Here is a 17,437-nt window from a genome sequence, read left to right on the forward strand (position 1 = left end):
TTCTATACTATAGAAAGAAATCTTGACGTACTGGTTGGTTCGTTCAGTTTTCAAAGATCAAATAGTCTTAATGGTGGGCCTGAGTGGACTCGAACCACCGACCTCACGCTTATCAGGCGTGCGCTCTAACCAGCTGAGCTACAGGCCCCAATGGTAGTAAAGATTTAATGGAGCGGGTGAAGGGAATCGAACCCTCATCATCAGCTTGGAAGGCTGAGGTTTTACCACTAAACTACACCCGCATATATAAAGTTTCATAGTTTTAAATTAATGAGCATCCATGGTCGGGAAGACAGGATTCGAACCTGCGACCCCTTGGTCCCAAACCAAGTGCTCTACCAAGCTGAGCTACTTCCCGTAAGTAAATGGCGCGCCCGAGAGGAGTCGAACCCCTAACCTTCTGATCCGTAGTCAGACGCTCTATCCAATTGAGCTACGGGCGCCTTTTGAAGCGACAATATCTAATATATCACGTTTCAGCTTGTAATGCAATAGTATTTTTGAAAACCTTAGTGCGGCCGAGAGGACTTGAACCTCCACGGGGTTGCCCCCACTAGGCCCTCAACCTAGCGCGTCTGCCGATTCCGCCACGACCGCTAATTGAAAAAAGTTGGGTAAGCAGCTGAGCTAACTTACTAAGTGCGGGTGGAGGGACTTGAACCCCCACGCCGTGAAGCACTAGATCCTAAATCTAGCGTGTCTGCCAATTCCACCACACCCGCAAAATAAATGGTGAGCCATGGAGGGCTCGAACCTCCGACCCTCTGATTAAAAGTCAGATGCTCTACCAGCTGAGCTAATGGCTCTTAATAAATAAGATGTTCTCGTAAGTTTGGTTGTGATGCTCGTCGTGTTGCAAGCATATTCAGTGAAGTCTCACTCCTCGCAAGCCTGCGAAGAAGATTATTCATTGAGGTTGGCTTGCTCTACCAACTGAGCTAATGGCTCTTAATGTAAAGATTGTTCTTAATGTTTGTCTGCGCTGTAAGCTGTTCTGCTTTTGAGCACAAGAAACATCATATAATTTTCAAAAAGAAAAGTCAAGCTTTTTTTCATAAGAAAATGGCTGGGCTAGCTGGATTCGAACCAGCGCATGACGGTACCAAAAACCGTTGCCTTACCGCTTGGCTATAGCCCAACTAAATGGCGGTCCGGACGGGACTCGAACCCGCGACCTCCTGCGTGACAGGCAGGCATTCTAACCAACTGAACTACCGGACCCCAAATATGTAAGTAGGAAGTGACCCGTACGGGATTCGAACCCGTGATACCGCCGTGAAAGGGCGGTGTCTTAACCACTTGACCAACGGGCCATTTTAGACAATAAAAAATGGCGGAGAAGGAGGGATTTGAACCCTCGCGCCGCTTGCGCGACCTACACCCTTAGCAGGGGCGCCTCTTCAGCCACTTGAGTACTTCTCCGTAATGGCTCCACAGGTAGGATTCGAACCTACGACCGATCGGTTAACAGCCGATTGCTCTACCACTGAGCTACTGTGGAATAATGTCGGATAAATTCCTTAAAAGAATTTATGTAAGTAATGTCAGCGACGTTTTATATATTATAACAATCGCTGTCGATTGTCAATAATATTCTCTATTATTTTTGAAAACCAAATGACTTGTCTCAAAAACCAAATGCCCTTTCCTTCAGGGCTTATTTAATTTAACACGGACGCAAATTTTCGTCAATGGGTTTGTTAAAGTTTTCTTAACTTCCCTTTACATTTGCCGCAAACGTAGCGAGAGACGTTCATCCTTTTCTTTCGCCTGTAGGATTGGTTACACTTCGTGCACACATACCGGTGAAACTTTTCGGTCTCTGACGGGAGTGGTTTGCAATGTCTCGGGGACCCTGTTTTTACAAGCAGGTCTTTAAATGTGCGGTCTCCATGCTTGTAGCCTTTACCTTCAATATGTAAGTGGTAGTGACAGAGCTCATGCTTAATAATTCCCTCTACCTCTTCTTTTCCTAACTCTTTTAAATACTTCGGGTTTAGTTCAATAACTCGCTTAGAAGGGATATACCGCCCCCCTGTCGTTCGAAGTCTTGTATTAAAGATGACTTGATCAGTGAATGGCTTTCCAAAGTATTCTTTGGACAGCTGGTCTGTCCATTGTTGTAAATCGACTTCCGTTTCATTCAAAATGGCACACCCTCTCCCTCTTTTGCATAGTTTATTATAAATGGGTTCCATCCTAATTTCAAAGGGAGGAGATTTCTGTGCCCCGTTGGTTACAGAAACAAATATCGGACGCCTTTTTCAATAAGGATAAATACCAAATCAAAATGCTTAATCAATGCTGGTATTTTTATCGGCACAAATATGAAAAATAACCCGGAAGATATGAATCCCCCAGGTTACTTGTGTTTTACTTCTTCAACATCGTTAATGCAATTCGCTGCTTTTTCGTGTCTACACTGTCTACCCATACGGTGACAACATCCCCCACGGATACCACGTCCATCGGATGCTTTACAAATTTATTGGATAGCTTTGAGATGTGTACTAGTCCATCTTGTTTAACTCCAATATCAACAAATACCCCAAAATCGACTACGTTTCGAACCGTGCCTTCAAGCTCCATTCCCTGTTCTAAATCTTCCATTGATAAAACGTTTGTTTTCAGCAATGGTTTAGGCAGGTCGTCCCTCGGATCTCTTCCGGGTTCTCTTAACGCTTTAATAATATCTTTAAGTGTTGGTTCGCCAATATCGAGCTGTTCAGCTGTAGAAGCCACATCAATTTGTGCTAATTGTTCTCCTACTTCTTTTTCACCAATGTTTGCAGGTTCTGCATTTACCGTGTTTAATAATGCTCTTGCTGCTCGATAGCTTTCCGGGTGAACTGACGTTTTATCTAATGGTTCTTCTCCTTCAAGGACTCTTAAAAACCCGATACTTTGTTCAAATGTTTTAGCTCCTAAACGCGGAATGTCTTTTAGCTGCTTGCGATTCGTAAACTTCCCGATCTCATCTCTCTTTTTCACCACATTGTTGGCGACTGATTTACTAAGACCTGACACATATTGCAGCAGTGAGGGAGAAGCGGTGTTCACGTTAACTCCTACTTGGTTAACGGTCGTTTCTACTACGAAGGTCAGTGAGTTGTTTAATTTTTTTTGACCGACATCGTGCTGATACTGACCGACCCCTATGGATTTCGGATCAATTTTTACTAGTTCGGCGAGAGGATCCTGGACACGCCTCGCAATAGAAACGGCACTTCGCTCTTCTACTTGCAGGTCAGGAAACTCTTCTCTTGCTAGTTTTGAGGCAGAATAAACACTGGCGCCAGCTTCATTGACAATCATATAAGCAGCCTCTAATGACTGATTTTGTATCATATTCGCAATAAATTGTTCTGTTTCTCGTGAAGCGGTTCCGTTGCCTATAGCAATCAGTTCAATTGGGTACTGGTTAAAATACTCCATGATTTTCTTTTCCGACCCTTTGACGTCACTCTTCGGCGGAGTTGGGTAAATAACAGATATGTCTAGCACCTTACCCGTTTCATCAATCACCGCCAGTTTACAGCCTGTACGATAAGCCGGGTCTACCCCAAGCACAACTTTCCCTTTAAGAGGCGGTTGAAGCAGCAAGCTTTTTAAGTTGCTTGAGAACACTTCGATCGCTTTTTCCTCAGCTGTTTCCGATAATGAATTACGGATTTCTCGTTCGACTGAAGGCTGGATTAAGCGCTTGTAGCTATCCTCGATGGCCTCTTGTAAGATTTCACGAAGATGCTGAGATGTAGAGTGCTGAATCACATGATCCTCTAGGTATTTTACAATTTTCTCTTCTGGAGGGTGCACCGCTACTTTCAGCACACCTTCCTTCTCCCCGCGATTTAATGCTAACACTCGGTGCGATGCGATCGCACGGACAGGCTCCTGGTATTCATAATACATTTCAAAAATACCCTTTTCGTCCTGCTCGGTTTTTTTGCCTTTTGATTCAATCGTACCTGAGCGGAAGGTTTGCTGACGAATGTTCTCCCTATAACTTGGGTCATCTGAAATCCACTCAGCTACAATATCACTTACTCCTGCTTTTACGTCCTCTACCGTATGTAGATCATGTTCTTCCGAGAAAAACTCCTCGGCTTTTTCGTTAAAATTAAATTCAGCTTGTTTCCATAACAGTTGAGCTAAAGGTTCAAGCCCCTTCTCTTTCGCTACCGTCGCGCGAGTACGACGTTTTTGTTTATATGGACGATATAGGTCTTCTACTTTTTGCAGTTGTGTGGCTTGTTCAATTTCTTTTTTCAACTCATCCGTTAACTTGTCCTGCTCTTCAATCAAGCGAATGACTTCTTCTTTACGCTGAGCAAGGTTCTGTGCGTAATTCCACTGATCTTCAATGGCTTTAATTTGAACTTCATCTAGTCCACCCGTTAATTCTTTTCGATAACGGGCGATAAAAGGAACCGTATTCCCTTCTCCTAATAATTGAATGACTTGTTCAATTGGCTTAGCCGCAATTCCCGTTTGCTCGGCTACGATTTTCGTTAAATTCTGTTTCTCACTCACTAAAAAAGCCTCCTCACGATACTTCACCTATCTATTGTACCAAATTCTTATTCCATTTAATAAGGGACCCTATTTCTGATTTTCAGAATAAGGTCCCTTCTATTTATACTTTAAAGCAATCAACGTCGTATCGTCGTCGCGTGAGTGCCCATAAAATTCTTTATATTGTTCTGTAATTAACTTCACATTACGAGTAGACGTATGCTTAGCCGATAACTTTCTGTCTTGCACTCCGTCGGAGAACATCAGAAAGACCATTCCTTCTTCAGCTTTTCCGCGGCTGACTCTCAGTTTCCTGGGATAGCCGGCTAGATAACCTGCTAAAGGAATATTTCGACTTCTGTGACCTTCACGATCAATCGTAATAACACCGATATTTCCAATTGAAGAGTAAGAATATGTGTTTTGGTGAAAATCGATCTTAAGTATGCCTAGCACTACCCCGCGTTTACCGAGTAAAGCATCATTGCATTTTTTAATTATCGATTCAATAGACAGGTCCGGATACTTTTCAATCACATCCATGACAGCCTGGGAAGAATCCCTGGCCAGTTCACCGCTGCCCAAACCATCTGCTAATGCACACACGAATTCCTTGTCCGTCTCTTTATAATAGTAACTATCTCCACAATAGTAATTTCCTTTTTTCGCCTTCTGGTAGATGGAGACAGCAACCTTTGATAAATCAGCTTCCACTAGAACGCCTCAATTGATTCAGCTTGTAAAGCTTCTTTCAGTTTTCTCAACGCTCGACGTTGAAGGCGAGAAACGTGCATTTGGGAAATTCCTAAGCGTTCACCAGTATCCTTTTGACTTAAATTCTCAAAGTAAGTGCACTGCAGAATTTCTTGTTCACGTTCACTTAAAATAGGCAAGACCTTTTGAAGGAGCATTTTCTGATCAATTTGATCGTAGCCTCCTTCTGAATTCCCTATTAAATCTAAAATGGTTACTGTACTGCCGTCCGAATCAGCTTCAATTTTGCGATCAACAGAGAGAGCTTTGTAGCTTTTGCCCATCTCCATTGTCTCTAAAACGTCTTCTTCGGAAACTCCCAGATAGTCTGCAATCTCAATAACAGAAGGGGAGCGCTGAAGGTCGCTGGTCAGCTCTTCAGCAGCTTTTTTAATTTTAGGTCCAAGCTCTTTAATTCTTCTCGGCACGTGGACGCTCCATGTTTTATCACGAATGAAGCGCTTGATCTCACCAATGATGGTTGGAATAGCAAACGACTCGAATGATTTTCCAAATGAAGGATCGTATCTTCGAATAGCTGCTAATAAGCCTAGCATTCCTACTTGTACTAGATCTTCATGAATCGTACTATTTTTAGAATATTTTCTGGCAATGGATTCTACTAAATCATTATAAACGAGTACAATCTTTTCTTGAACTTCTTCATCTCGCGGATTTTCTTGTAAAAATGCGATCCACTCATAAACCTCATCATTATGATGTTGAGATCTGGTCGCCATCTTGACCCACCTCATTTTCATGAAGGTATTTTGTCATTAGGACAATAACTCCATATTTACTATTAATTTCGACTTTATCCATTAATGCATCAATCAAGAATAGACCAAAACCACCTTCCCGCAGTTCGCCAATATCATCTTTGTGCTGGTAAGGTCCAATGTCTTCTTTGATTTCACCTAAATTAAAACTTCCGCCATGATCAGCAACCATCACTTCTAATCGGTCTTCATATACACCAAAACCAATTGTGATTTCACCTTCACCTGAATCGTTATAGGCGTGCTTTACAGCATTCGTAATTGCTTCGGAAATTGCGACCTTAAGATCTTCAATTTCTTCGTAAGCAAACCCCATTCGATTAGCTATGCCAGAAGTGCTTAATCGTACAACACCCACGTATTCCGCTTTTGCAGGGACTTTAACCTCGACAAAGTCAAATGGTTCCATGATTACATTCCACCTCGTACAGTATTGTCAATATCCATAATCTCGGTTAAGCCAGTAATCTTGAACAAACGGTGCACACGATCTTGCATTTGCACGAGTTTCAAATTAGTATCGTGCTCTTTCGTTGATTTCAAAGCACTTATAAATACACCCAACCCAGTTGAGTCCATATAGTTTACTTCTTGAAGATCGACTTCGATCGTCTGTCCATCTTCTTTTGTTAAAGGTAACAAAGTATCTTTTAATTTAGGGGCTGTAAACGCATCTACTTCACCAGCTAAAGATACCGTTGTGACTTTATCTTTATTTGTAACATCTATCGTTAAATTCATTTATTTCGCCTCCCGTTATTCCTTAAAATAGCCCAGTAGAGGGAGTATTCCCTCCCCTAAACATCATTAAACCCTTCTTTTTAAAATGATAAGGGTAAAATCATCCCTTAAGTGAAAATCTTGTAATCGTTCAAAGTGTTTATATACCTGTTCCACAGTCTCTTGAGCAGGCAGGTGGGCATACTGTTCAATAATTTCGAGGACCTCATCTTCCTCAATAAAACGATCCCCCTGACGGCATTCTGTTACACCATCAGTGAGCATAATAATCATGTCACCGACATTCACTTTCTTTGTGCACTGTTCATACGTAGCTTCCGGAGATACACCGAGGACAAGACCTGAAGCATCGATCTCTTCAAATTCTTTTTGATTGCTATCATAATAATAACCGGGTTCATGTCCTGCGGACGCAAAACGAAACGTATGATTATGAATGTTATACAACCCATAAAACATGGTAATAAACATACTAGAATCAACGTTTCGTTCCACCACCCGGTTCAAGCTGGCTAATATGACATCCGGATCCATTCTGTTTTCAGGAAAACTGTCCATTGAATACTTAATCATGGACATACACAAAGCGGCAGGTACGCCTTTCCCCACCACATCCGCCACAGCAACACCAAGAGAACCACTCTCATCTTTTACAAAGTGATAGTAGTCCCCGTTCATTTGCTTAGCAGGTATACTGATGGCTCCGATTTCTAAACCATCGATCTCAGGTTTTTCTGTAGCTAAAAGGGTTTTTTGCATATTAGCTGCAACAGAAATTTCAGATTTTAACTCCAGCTGCTTTTCCCTTAAAGACTGGTATTCTTGATAGGCCAGTCCATAAGAAATCATGGTTTCTAATAAAAAATCGAGCGAAGATTGAATATAGTCGGGCATATCGGGGTATATATCCTGTAACGATTCTATATGCACGTTAATAATTTCTTCGGGCGAAATATTTTGCTGCATGGAATACTTACTGAATTGCTCTGCCTGATAGAGAGCTTGTTCATCTTTAGTTTCTATATATTGTCGCATTAACTCTTTATAATTTTCGAGATCGAGTTTTAATGTACTCATGTTAAACCTCCTTTAACGGAGCCATTTGACCACCTTAATTTCAGTACCTTGACCTACATTTGACTGAATGTCAAACTCGTCCATCAGCCTTTGAACACCTGGCAAACCTGCTCCAAGCCCCCCAGACGTTGAGAAACCGTCTTCCATCACCTGACTAAGCTCTTCAATTCCTGGACCATCATCCATCGCTACAATACTAAGACCTTTATGGTTGATGTCATCTATGGCTTCAAAGCAAATCTTACCTGTCCCAGCATACAAATAAATGTTTCGAGCTAATTCGGAGATCGCAGTAGCTATACGAGCCTGGTCCACTGTTCCGAAGCCGATTTTTCTAGCTACATCACGGCCAAGCTGACGAGCTCCCACAATATCCCATTCTTTTTTTATATTGACACAGGATTGGAATTCCATAATCACTCCTCCAATTCCTGGCGAAGTTTAATCAATCCTTGTTCTAAATCTAGCGCAGTCGGAACTTCCTGCATATGAATGCCTAAGTCGATAAGTGTCATAGCTACTGCTGGCTGAATACCTGTTAGGACAACCTTTGCCCCCATGAGATCAGACATTGTCACTACGTCTCCTAGTACTTTTGCAATAAAAGAATCGATGATGTCGACAGACGTAAGGTCAATTACCACACCTGTCGCTCCACTTTCATGAATTTTACTTAATAGATCTTCTTGAAATTGAATCGCTGTTTGATCATCTAAATCAATTTGGATCGAGATCAGCAAATAGTTATGAAGCTTTAAAATAGGTATTCTCATTACGATCACTCCCTGTTTAGAGAATCAATTAGTTTTTCTATATCTTCATCTTTTGATTGTACATCTTCTATTGTGCGATTTGTTAGTTCTAATGCTGATTGGAAACCTTTTCTAAGTGAGCTCTTCGTAGGGAATTTACTTAAGTCAATTCCCAGGTTCACGATCGTTTGAGCGATTTCTGGACGAATTCCCACTAAAATGCAGCGGGATCCAATGAGACGCACAGCTTCGGCTGCCTGGATAATATGGTGAGCCACCATCGTATCAACGACCGGTACCCCCGTAATATCAATTAAAACGACCTCCGCATTATGCTTGATCACTCCGTCTAGAAGGTTTTCCATGATCAGCTTGGCTCTTTCCGTATCAATGGTTCCGATGAGCGGCATAATCGTAATGTTATCCATAACAGGGATCAAAGGAGCAGATAACTCTTGAAGAGCGACTCTCTGCAGAGAAACGATGTGCTCCCAGCTGCCAGAGTACTCGTTAACAAGCTGGTTGATTACGGGGTCAACCCATCCATCCACTTTTCTAAGTACCTCTGCAAAATAATCCGAGTCAATTTTGTCTGATTGTCTAAGGATGTATTCAGAAGTAACACGACGGAAGACTTGCATGCCGTCCGTTAAATAACTTAGCGGCCACCCTAAGTTAATTAGTCGTTCAGAGAAATCATTGATATCATTAGCCAACCCTGATTTCTCAATACTCGTGAAAATAACATTTACGAATTCGCGGTTTGTGCTGTCAAAAAGCTCGTCCGATATCGCTGCCGTATAGTCACTTGATTTCTTTTTATTCACTTCCTCTAACCACATCTTTACAATGTCGTCGCTATGCTCAATTACTATATCTTTTAACTTCTGATCCATTACAAAACCTCCGAATTAAACTATCATCATTTTCAAAAGCCGCTCGCACGCTCTATTCGTTATATAAAAATAATGTTAACAAAAAAGTCGACCTAAATATACTAATTAACATTATTTTATACTTTTTTTAGTGAAGACGCCATCGTTATTCGTTTTTTTTACGTTTTGACACAAAAAAATAAAGTTGCCTGTAACAGACAACTTTATTTTAAAAATCAATGAGACCTAAACTAATTTGCAACGCTTCGTTCACTTGCTTCATCATCGGGTCATCTAGTTGAGTGATTTTGTCGGTCAAACGCTGTTTATCAATCGTTCTGATTTGTTCCAACAGAATAACAGAATTTCGTTCGAAACCATATTTTTCAGCATCAATTTCAACATGAGTAGGAAGTTTGGCTTTTTGTATTTGCGCGGTAATCGCGGCGATAATTACTGTGGGGCTGAAACGATTCCCTATATCGTTTTGCAGAATGAGCACAGGGCGCACTCCACCTTGCTCTGATCCTACAACTGGGGACAAATCAGCGAAATAAACATCTCCTCGTTTGACTATCACCGACTTCACACCCCGCTCACTAGTTGCTCCAGGGTGTGATCTGCCTCCTCTTCGGCCTGAAACGCTTCTGAAGCGATATTTAAATTAATTTTTGCCATTTCCATATAGCCACGACGCATTGATTCTCTAACAAGCCGTTGCTTTTCTTCACGCAAATACATTTTCGTAGCTTTACACATAAAATCGCTCCGATCACTGTTTTCGAGTTGAACCTGTCCATCTACTTCAACTAGTAGGTTATCCGGAATCCGAATGACAATCTCTCGCATGCTGTCGGACACATCCATACACCTCCACCATCTTTTACCCAAAAGAAACCAGTCGTATAAATTCCAATTTAATCTTATCATTCGCTCGTGTCTATTGCAAAGGAGTCTTCGGTTTTTTTCGTGAAAGATGTAGCATGACGTACGATTTCAGAAGGAATTCTTATTTCAAGAAAAATTATAAAGAATTCTCTACTTCTACGATATGCCCGTGTTTTATATACATGCGTGGAACTCGATAACTTATTGTACACGGAATTTCATAATTGATAGTCTCTAAATGCTCAGCTACATCGTCCATGTGCACTTCTTCTTGGTTCTGCTTGCCAATTAATGTAACCTTACTTCCTAAAGAATATTCCTGATCTAACCGAATCATGAATTGGTCCATGCAAATTCGTCCGACAATCGGATGTCTTTTTCCATCGACGAGTACTTCGAACCCTTGAAGTTTCCGGATCCACCCGTCAGCATAACCGACAGGGACGGTTCCGATCCATTCCGTTTCACTTGTCGTGTAAGTCGCCCCATAACTGAGCGATTCACCTGGCCCTACTTTCTTCACATGTATAAGTCGACTGTTTAAGGAAAAAGCAGGCTGTAATTCAATGGGCCTTTCTTTTTTCACGTCTCCCGAAGGATAAAGCCCATACATACTGATCCCAAAACGAATGAACTGCTTCATGCGATCAGGAAATCGCATACTCGCTGCACTGTTACCAGAGTGGATGTCGACATCCTCAGGCCACACCTTTTGTAAGTGATTCACCAATTCTTCAAGCCGTCGTTCCTGTTCTTCATAGTAAGAAGTATCTTCTTCATCCGCGGTAGCGAAATGAGTAAAGATGGCATCCAGCTTAAAGAAAGGGTGTTTCTTGATTTCATTTAAAATCGCATCCATTTCTTCAGTCGTACGAATACCGATGCGCCCCATTCCTGTATCCCACTTCATATGAATATTGAGCGGGTTCTTTAACTTCTCTGTTTCCACTTGCTCAAACCATTCTTTTTGAAAAACCGTAATCGCCACATCATACTCTGAAGCAACAACAGCATCTTCCGGCCGAATCCACCCCATGACTAGAATCGGACAAGTCATTCCCGCTCTTCTCAATTTAATCGCTTCATCCAATAGACTTACCGCCAGACGATCCGCCCCTGATTCCAGCGCTTGTTCCGCAACTTGAATATCCCCATGACCATATCCATTTGCTTTCACAACGGCATAAATTCCTGTTTCTTCCTTTAAGTGCTTTCTTAATTGTTTTATATTAAAGTCGATGTTCGACAAATTGATTTCTGCCCACGTATCTCGATAATACGGTTCCTGCGACACTACGAGCACTCCTTCCGATTCAATATCTTTCTATTATTGAACGAGGGATGAAGTGTGTCAAATGGCTACAGAAAAGTTTATCTATGCTGCTCGATTTTTATTGGGGCTGATCGTGGAATCGCTGATAAAAAGAGAAAAACGCCAATATTCTTCTGAAATACTGAAATTGAGGATCGTTCCCGTACAGCTTCCCAGACTAAAATAAAAGCAGACCGTTAAGCCTGCCCGAGTTGATACTTATTTCTCAGAGTAACCGTGAATCGAATTGGCTACGGCGACCATTTCATCTTGCGTTAACTCATTACTCGCTAAATGATAAGTCGTAGCGTCATCATTCCATTCTAGTTTTTGCTCAGAGAGTGCGCCGACTAATCCACCTGAAAGCTGGACAGGTTCACCGTTTACTTCTACAGACTGTCGTGCACTTGCAGGCTGAGTCGCTGCTGTTTCTTGAATAATGGTAAAATCTTTTTCACCTTTATACGTCATAATCACGCGCTTGCCATTCTCTGTTTCGACTTCTTGCTTGTCCCATAAACTGGCTCCAAGTGTTTCTTCAGGGTACAGCACCTCTGCCTCTGTCTGCTCTTCGGAAGCCGTGACTGGAACGTCTGAAGAACTCATTGCCATGTTTTGATCGACATCAAAGTCTGTTTCTTTAAATGAATCGTCTTTAGAGAAATTAGAGAATTGCACTTCTACCAGCGCTGTCATGTCTTGGTCGAAGACTTTGACCATTACAGGAGTGTAGGACTTTTTATCAAAATAGATTTCTTGATAAGGCAGTGATTGATTGTTTTGATAGTTGGTTTTTGTTTTAAAGACGTAATGATTATCCGTTGCGTTAAACTCGGTCTCTGCATCAGCTTTTATGTCTTTAATAAGCGAATTAAACAGATAAGGCTGACTCGTATTTTCCGGCCAGTCGCTTTGAAACTTAAAGCTCTTGTTTAAGGCTGGGGTCAAAACATACACACCACTGTCATTCTTTAAGATGATTTGGCTTCCCTTCTCATCTTGATCATTCTCAAGTTCCACTTTATAAAAATCTTTTTTCTTGTGTGAAATTTGAATATGGTACTTTTGTTCTTCTTTCCCTGTCTTCATCGTCATGCTGGCGTCTGTTTTATACCCTTTCATTTCGCTTTCCTGCTCTTCAAGCTTCTTCACGACATCTTCTTTTGACTGCTCTCCACAGGCCGTAAGAACAAGGGTAAGTGCCATAGCCATAAAGAAAAGGATTGGAAAACGTTTCATTTAGTTTCAACTCCTTTGTCTCTTCCTGAAGGACAAAGGGAACGTGAATTACGTGGAAGAAGAAAATGTACGAAAGGTTTCTGATAAACCGTCTATGAGATCCGTGGCTAATAAATCAAACGTTGAGTGAGTCGTCTTTGTCAAACGTTCTGCTGTCTTGCCATGAACCAAACAGCCATTGGCCAGTGCATCGAACACGGAGCTCGATTGTAAGGTCAGCGCGAGCAGGATGCCAGATAGCACATCACCACTTCCGCCTTTAGCTAGTCCCTCATTTCCCGAGGTTTCCACTCGCTGCTGACCTTCAGGCGTCGTAATAATGGTAGAAGGTCCCTTTAGGACAACATACACCCCGTTTGCTTTTGCAAAATTACGGGTCATTGAAAATGGAAACTGCATCACTTCAGCAATTGAACAATCCGTTAAATAAGCGAACTCTCCTGGGTGGGGCGTTAGAATAACGGGGTGCGGATAGCCCGCACACTTGTCTAATTTTTCTTTTATATGATAGATCCCGTCTGCATCAATGATCATTGGACCGTTCGCATGGGTAAAAAGCTCATCCATTTGAGCAGTTAATGAAGTACTTCTCCTGATCCCCATCCCGATAGCCACTCCATCAAAAGCGGACCAGTCCACATTTTTCAGATTCCGGATCCATCCATCCTCTTCTTGTAAAGACTGAAAGGTCGCCTCTTGAAGGTATGGTGCAATCATAGGTATGGAGCTTTTTGAAGTGGCGATTGCCAATAACCCTATCCCGCTTCGCAAGGCCGCTTTTGCCGTCATAGCAATGGAACCCGGCATGTGATAAGAGCCGCCGATGACGACCCCCTTCCCATGACTTCCTTTATGGGAATGAGGGGCGCGCACTGGAAAGGAACGCAGCGCCTCTTGCACATTCCACACTTCTCGATTCGCCTGATCCATAAGGTGGTTCGGCAGGCCGATTTCCACCACATTCCACTCCCCATAATAAGGGCTTGTCGATTGAAGAAAAGCACTCATTTTCGGAGCTTCAATGATGCACGTATAATCCGCTTGTACTCTCTCAAAATCTTCAGCACCTTCATCAGCCGGAACACCACTTGGGATGTCCACAGAAATGGTGTAAGCGGGAAGATCATTAAGGATAGAAACCACTTGATCTAATGGAGGCCGTAACGGTCCGCGCACCCCAATTCCGAGAATCGCATCGATGATGACGTCAGCTTGCTGCAAAGCTTTTTGAAAAGAGGTAAGGTCCTCCATATGATGCAAATAAAATCCTGAATTCATATACATTTCTTTGTGCGCGTGTGCATCCCCTGTAATCTTTTCATCTGAGACAACTTGCCACGCCTCTACTTGAAACCCCCTGGTTCGTAAAGTACGTGCAATGACGAATCCGTCTCCCCCGTTATTCCCACCTCCAATCAGCACGGCGATCCGCTGGTCGGTCGTTATCTTCTTTGCCACATCATCACAAATCGCTCGTCCAGCATTCTCCATAAGCATGACGCCGCTTACTCCAACCGTTTGAATAGCCACTTGATCTCTTTCATACATTTCTTGTGCGGTAACTATCTCCAATTCGTTCCCTCCTACCCGCATTACCATGGTATGACTAAATCTATGTAAATATGTCCACTTACCGTTCTTCTAAAATGACTTGAGCCACTGCATACTGTTCACTATGGGTAATAGCCACCCAAATCGACAAGGAAGCATAAGACTCCACTGTAATTTCTGGCGCTCCATATTCATTAGGTAAAACTTCGATATCCTGAAAACTTAAGGTACCTATACCCGTTCCCGCCGCTTTAGCAAACGCCTCTTTCGCAGCAAATCTCCCTGCTAGAAATTCAATTTTCCTACGGTTGTTCATACGGTCGTAACAATTCTGTTCTCCTCTAGTTAATATTCGTTGAACAAAACGAGGATTACGCTTTATACTTTGTTTAATACGATCCAGTTCGATTAGATCAATTCCAATCCCTTTTATCATCTTTATCTTCCTTTGCCATTGTTTATGTGTAGTATACCCGATCCTATCTTGGATCAAAAAGAATACCAGACTTCATCTTTGCTTATATTGATTTATAACCCTTTATATAAAGGAGCACACGCTATGTTTGTCCGAACGGAAAGCTTCCAAGAATTTTTGAAATTTTATCCGATTGTTTCAGGTCTTGTTGCCATTCATTTTCTTCTATGGCTCTTTATTGATATTATCCAGCTCCCTATCGCCATGCAAATCCTTCGCGAAGGAATCGGCAATAACTATTTAGTCGGCCAAGGGGAATACTGGCGCCTTGTTACCCCCATCTTTTTGCACGGCGGCTTCGCTCATGCCTTATTCAACTCCTTCTCTCTTGTGCTTTTCGGCCCTGCACTTGAGCAAATGCTTGGAAAAACGAAATTTATTTTAATGTACATTGCCGCTGGAATCGCCGGTAATGTGGGAACTTACTTAATGGCTCCAAACGCGTTTTACCAACACCTTGGTGCTTCTGGAGCGATCTTTGGAATTTTCGGTGTGTATCTGTTTATAGTCCTTAACCGTAAATCACTCATTGGTTCAGCGAACACTCAAATCGTTATGGTTATCTTCGTACTCGGTTTATTCATGACCTTTTCACGTCCCGGCATTAACGTTTGGGCCCATCTCTTTGGTCTGATCGGAGGATTCGCCGTTGCGCCTCCACTATTGAGAAATGTTCGTCCGTTTTCGGTTTGGCAAAATCGCGCGAAATTTGCCAATCGGGAAAGCAAAGACATTGCATTTAATCCAAACCGATGGAGTAAAGGACCCAGTCCTTTAAAAAAATATGGGAAATACGTCTTTTGGGGGATTATTATCTTCTTAATCGCGCTCGCCTTTGTTCGATAATGGATAGTACATTAGATAGAAACCCGTCTAATAACCCACCAAAAAAAGTCCGATCCCTTGAGGGATCGGACTTTTTTAATTATTTGGAGTTGTTACGTCCTTTGTTCTGGAAACTGCGATTGCCTTTTCCTTTATAATTGCGTGATTTGTTTCCGTGCTTGTTGTAAGGGCGTTTGCCGTCTTTACGGTATGGCTTTTTACCGCCGCCACCTTTCCCTTTGTTACGCTGAGCACCTTTCACGCTAATTGGCTGCACAGATGATAGACGTACAGGCACTTCGTTGCGTTCCTTCGTCATCATTTTTAATGCAGCTGCGATTAAATCAGAAGCATCATACTGCTCTAACAATTCGCTGGCTGATTGCTGATATTTCTCCAGTCCTTGATGACCAGTTGTCTCGATTAGCTTCTCTACAGCAATTTGCTGTTGTCCGCGGCGAGCTTCATCAGAAGATGGGACGCTTAGGCGCTCTACTTCTTTCTTCGTCAGCTTTTCAATTAAGTTCAGCTGTGCTTTTTCACGTGGCGTTACAAAGGAAATGGACTTCCCTTTACGTCCCGCACGTCCTGTACGTCCAATACGGTGAACGTAGCTTTCAGGGTCTTGTGGAATATCGAAGTTATACACGTGTGATACTTCAGAAATATCCAGACCACGGGCAGCAACGTCAGTCGCTACTAAGATTTCGATGCGGCCTTTTTTGAACTTATTAAGAACAGACATACGTTTACCTTGCGTTAAGTCACCGTGAATGCCTTCCGCACGGAAACCGCGAGCCTGCAGACCGTCAGATACTTCATCAACACGGCGCTTCGTACGACCGAAAACAATCGCTAACGCTGGTGCATCAATATCCATCAGTCGAGTTAATGTGTCAAATTTATGCTTCTCAGGAATCTCGATGTAATATTGTTCAATGTTCTCTACAGTCATTTCCTTCGCTTTTACTTTAACCTCTTCAGGCTGTTTCATAAGCTTTGTCGCAATATCGCGAATTTCTTTAGGCATAGTAGCCGAGAAAAGCAATGTCTGGCGCTCTTCAGGAAGTGATTTAAGGATGTCACGAATATCATCGATGAATCCCATATTCAGCATTTCATCTGCTTCATCTAAAACGGCTGTGTGCACGTTCTGAAGCTTAATCGTTTTACGACGAATGTGGTCAAGAAGACGACCAGGTGTAGCTACTACAATATGGTTATCTTTTAACGCACGGATTTGGCGGTCCATGTTCGATCCACCGTAGATCGGCAGCGCACGAACGCCTTTATTTTTACCAAGGCGGTTGACTTCTTCTGCCACCTGAATAGCTAATTCACGAGTAGGGGCAATGACTAGGCCTTGAACAGAACGAACATTTTTATCAATTTTTTCGATCATCGGGATACCAAACGCTGCAGTTTTACCTGTTCCGGTTTGTGCCTGCCCAATAACGTCTTTACCTTCTAATCCTAATGGAATGGTTTGCTCTTGAATCGGTGTAGTTTCTTCAAAACCCATAAAATCTAATGCTTTTAGTACTGGTTCTGATAAACCTAATGAATTAAATGTTGTCACTAACTTTCATACTCCTTCTTTTATATAAAGTGAAACCTCCATCCGCTTTACGGAATGGTCAGTTGAGATTTACGCG

General features: G+C 42.3%; 19 protein-coding genes and 12 tRNA genes. 2 read left to right on the forward strand and 29 right to left on the reverse strand.

What is annotated here, in order from left to right; genetic code table 11:
• Positions 1-71: 71 nt before the first annotated feature.
• From IEV27_RS17690 to IEV27_RS17750, 13 genes are all read right to left on the reverse strand, one after another.
• A tRNA-Ile gene (locus IEV27_RS17690) sits at positions 72-148 on the reverse strand.
• 20 nt (positions 149-168) lie between these two features.
• Positions 169-242 (reverse strand) — tRNA-Gly (locus IEV27_RS17695).
• A 39-nt stretch (positions 243-281) separates the two neighbouring features.
• Positions 282-358, reverse strand: a tRNA-Pro gene (locus IEV27_RS17700).
• 8 nt (positions 359-366) lie between these two features.
• A tRNA-Arg gene (locus IEV27_RS17705) sits at positions 367-443 on the reverse strand.
• Between the two features lie 70 nt (positions 444-513).
• Positions 514-597, reverse strand: a tRNA-Leu gene (locus tag IEV27_RS17710).
• 43 nt (positions 598-640) lie between these two features.
• Positions 641-722, reverse strand: a tRNA-Leu gene (locus tag IEV27_RS17715).
• Between the two features lie 8 nt (positions 723-730).
• Positions 731-806, reverse strand: a tRNA-Lys gene (locus tag IEV27_RS17720).
• A 257-nt stretch (positions 807-1,063) separates the two neighbouring features.
• Positions 1,064-1,138: transfer RNA gene (locus IEV27_RS17725), tRNA-Gln, on the reverse strand.
• A gap of 6 nt (positions 1,139-1,144) precedes the next feature.
• Positions 1,145-1,221: transfer RNA gene (locus IEV27_RS17730), tRNA-Asp, on the reverse strand.
• Between the two features lie 20 nt (positions 1,222-1,241).
• A tRNA-Glu gene (locus IEV27_RS17735) sits at positions 1,242-1,313 on the reverse strand.
• An 18-nt stretch (positions 1,314-1,331) separates the two neighbouring features.
• Positions 1,332-1,422: transfer RNA gene (locus IEV27_RS17740), tRNA-Ser, on the reverse strand.
• Positions 1,423-1,426: 4 nt separating this feature from the next.
• A tRNA-Asn gene (locus IEV27_RS17745) sits at positions 1,427-1,501 on the reverse strand.
• Between the two features lie 199 nt (positions 1,502-1,700).
• On the reverse strand, positions 1,701-2,147 hold the full coding sequence (locus IEV27_RS17750; RefSeq protein WP_373868124.1) for a SprT family protein: 447 nt from the start codon (positions 2,145-2,147) through the stop codon (positions 1,701-1,703).
• Positions 2,148-2,224: 77 nt separating this feature from the next.
• Between IEV27_RS17750 and cmpA the strand changes: the two genes are divergently transcribed.
• Positions 2,225-2,338, forward strand: coding sequence for a cortex morphogenetic protein CmpA (gene cmpA, locus IEV27_RS17755; protein WP_188378864.1), 114 nt, complete (start codon positions 2,225-2,227; stop codon positions 2,336-2,338).
• Positions 2,339-2,373: 35 nt separating this feature from the next.
• Here the strand turns inward: cmpA and IEV27_RS17760 are convergent, their stop codons facing one another.
• From IEV27_RS17760 to acpS, 15 genes are all read right to left on the reverse strand, one after another.
• Positions 2,374-4,533, reverse strand: coding sequence for a Tex family protein (locus tag IEV27_RS17760; protein WP_188378865.1), 2,160 nt, complete (start codon positions 4,531-4,533; stop codon positions 2,374-2,376).
• 99 nt (positions 4,534-4,632) lie between these two features.
• On the reverse strand, positions 4,633-5,229 hold the full coding sequence (locus IEV27_RS17765; RefSeq protein ID WP_188378866.1) for a SpoIIE family protein phosphatase: 597 nt from the start codon (positions 5,227-5,229) through the stop codon (positions 4,633-4,635).
• Positions 5,229-6,008, reverse strand: coding sequence for an RNA polymerase sigma factor SigB (sigB, locus tag IEV27_RS17770; protein WP_188378867.1), 780 nt, complete (start codon positions 6,006-6,008; stop codon positions 5,229-5,231). Before sigB ends, IEV27_RS17765 begins: the two co-directional genes overlap by 1 nt.
• Positions 5,983-6,456 (reverse strand): anti-sigma B factor RsbW, encoded by a 474-nt coding sequence (gene rsbW, locus IEV27_RS17775; protein ID WP_188378868.1) that lies wholly within the window; start codon positions 6,454-6,456, stop codon positions 5,983-5,985. Before rsbW ends, sigB begins: the two co-directional genes overlap by 26 nt.
• A 2-nt stretch (positions 6,457-6,458) precedes the next feature.
• Positions 6,459-6,788: an STAS domain-containing protein gene (locus IEV27_RS17780; protein ID WP_188378869.1), complete on the reverse strand. Its 330-nt coding sequence runs from the start codon at positions 6,786-6,788 to the stop codon at positions 6,459-6,461.
• 66 nt (positions 6,789-6,854) lie between these two features.
• Positions 6,855-7,865 (reverse strand): PP2C family protein-serine/threonine phosphatase, encoded by a 1,011-nt coding sequence (locus IEV27_RS17785; RefSeq protein ID WP_188378870.1) that lies wholly within the window; start codon positions 7,863-7,865, stop codon positions 6,855-6,857.
• 12 nt (positions 7,866-7,877) lie between these two features.
• Positions 7,878-8,279, reverse strand: a complete 402-nt coding sequence (locus IEV27_RS17790; protein ID WP_188378871.1) for an anti-sigma regulatory factor — start codon at positions 8,277-8,279, stop codon at positions 7,878-7,880.
• Positions 8,280-8,281: 2 nt separating this feature from the next.
• Positions 8,282-8,638 (reverse strand): STAS domain-containing protein, encoded by a 357-nt coding sequence (locus tag IEV27_RS17795; protein ID WP_188378872.1) that lies wholly within the window; start codon positions 8,636-8,638, stop codon positions 8,282-8,284.
• 5 nt (positions 8,639-8,643) lie between these two features.
• Positions 8,644-9,513, reverse strand: a complete 870-nt coding sequence (gene rsbRA / locus IEV27_RS17800) for an RsbT co-antagonist protein RsbRA (protein ID WP_188378873.1) — start codon at positions 9,511-9,513, stop codon at positions 8,644-8,646.
• 208 nt (positions 9,514-9,721) lie between these two features.
• Positions 9,722-10,072 carry a type II toxin-antitoxin system PemK/MazF family toxin gene (locus tag IEV27_RS17805; RefSeq protein ID WP_188378874.1) on the reverse strand — a complete coding sequence of 117 codons (351 nt, stop codon included), beginning with the start codon at positions 10,070-10,072 and terminating at the stop codon, positions 9,722-9,724.
• 5 nt (positions 10,073-10,077) lie between these two features.
• Positions 10,078-10,359 (reverse strand): CopG family ribbon-helix-helix protein, encoded by a 282-nt coding sequence (locus tag IEV27_RS17810; RefSeq protein WP_188378875.1) that lies wholly within the window; start codon positions 10,357-10,359, stop codon positions 10,078-10,080.
• 157 nt (positions 10,360-10,516) lie between these two features.
• Complete coding sequence (gene alr / locus IEV27_RS17815; RefSeq protein WP_188378876.1) at positions 10,517-11,674, reverse strand: alanine racemase; 1,158 nt, start codon at positions 11,672-11,674, stop codon at positions 10,517-10,519.
• Between the two features lie 237 nt (positions 11,675-11,911).
• Positions 11,912-12,931 (reverse strand): LolA family protein, encoded by a 1,020-nt coding sequence (locus IEV27_RS17820; RefSeq protein ID WP_188378877.1) that lies wholly within the window; start codon positions 12,929-12,931, stop codon positions 11,912-11,914.
• A 48-nt stretch (positions 12,932-12,979) separates the two neighbouring features.
• Positions 12,980-14,503, reverse strand: a complete 1,524-nt coding sequence (locus tag IEV27_RS17825) for an NAD(P)H-hydrate dehydratase (protein WP_188378878.1) — start codon at positions 14,501-14,503, stop codon at positions 12,980-12,982.
• Between the two features lie 58 nt (positions 14,504-14,561).
• Entirely contained in the window at positions 14,562-14,918 is a 357-nt protein-coding gene (gene acpS / locus IEV27_RS17830) for a holo-ACP synthase (RefSeq protein ID WP_188378879.1), read from the reverse strand.
• Between the two features lie 123 nt (positions 14,919-15,041).
• On the opposite strand from acpS, the gene IEV27_RS17835 reads away from it, so the two are divergent.
• Positions 15,042-15,803, forward strand: coding sequence for a rhomboid family intramembrane serine protease (locus tag IEV27_RS17835; RefSeq protein WP_188378880.1), 762 nt, complete (start codon positions 15,042-15,044; stop codon positions 15,801-15,803).
• Positions 15,804-15,882: 79 nt separating this feature from the next.
• Here the strand turns inward: IEV27_RS17835 and cshA are convergent, their stop codons facing one another.
• Positions 15,883-17,361, reverse strand: a complete 1,479-nt coding sequence (cshA, locus tag IEV27_RS17840) for a degradosome RNA helicase CshA (protein ID WP_188378881.1) — start codon at positions 17,359-17,361, stop codon at positions 15,883-15,885.
• Between the last annotated feature and the right edge of the window lie 76 nt (positions 17,362-17,437).

The organism is Halobacillus andaensis (assembly GCF_014636475.1).
GTDB classification, from domain to species: Bacteria; Bacillota; Bacilli; order Bacillales; family Halobacillaceae; genus Halobacillus_A; species Halobacillus_A andaensis.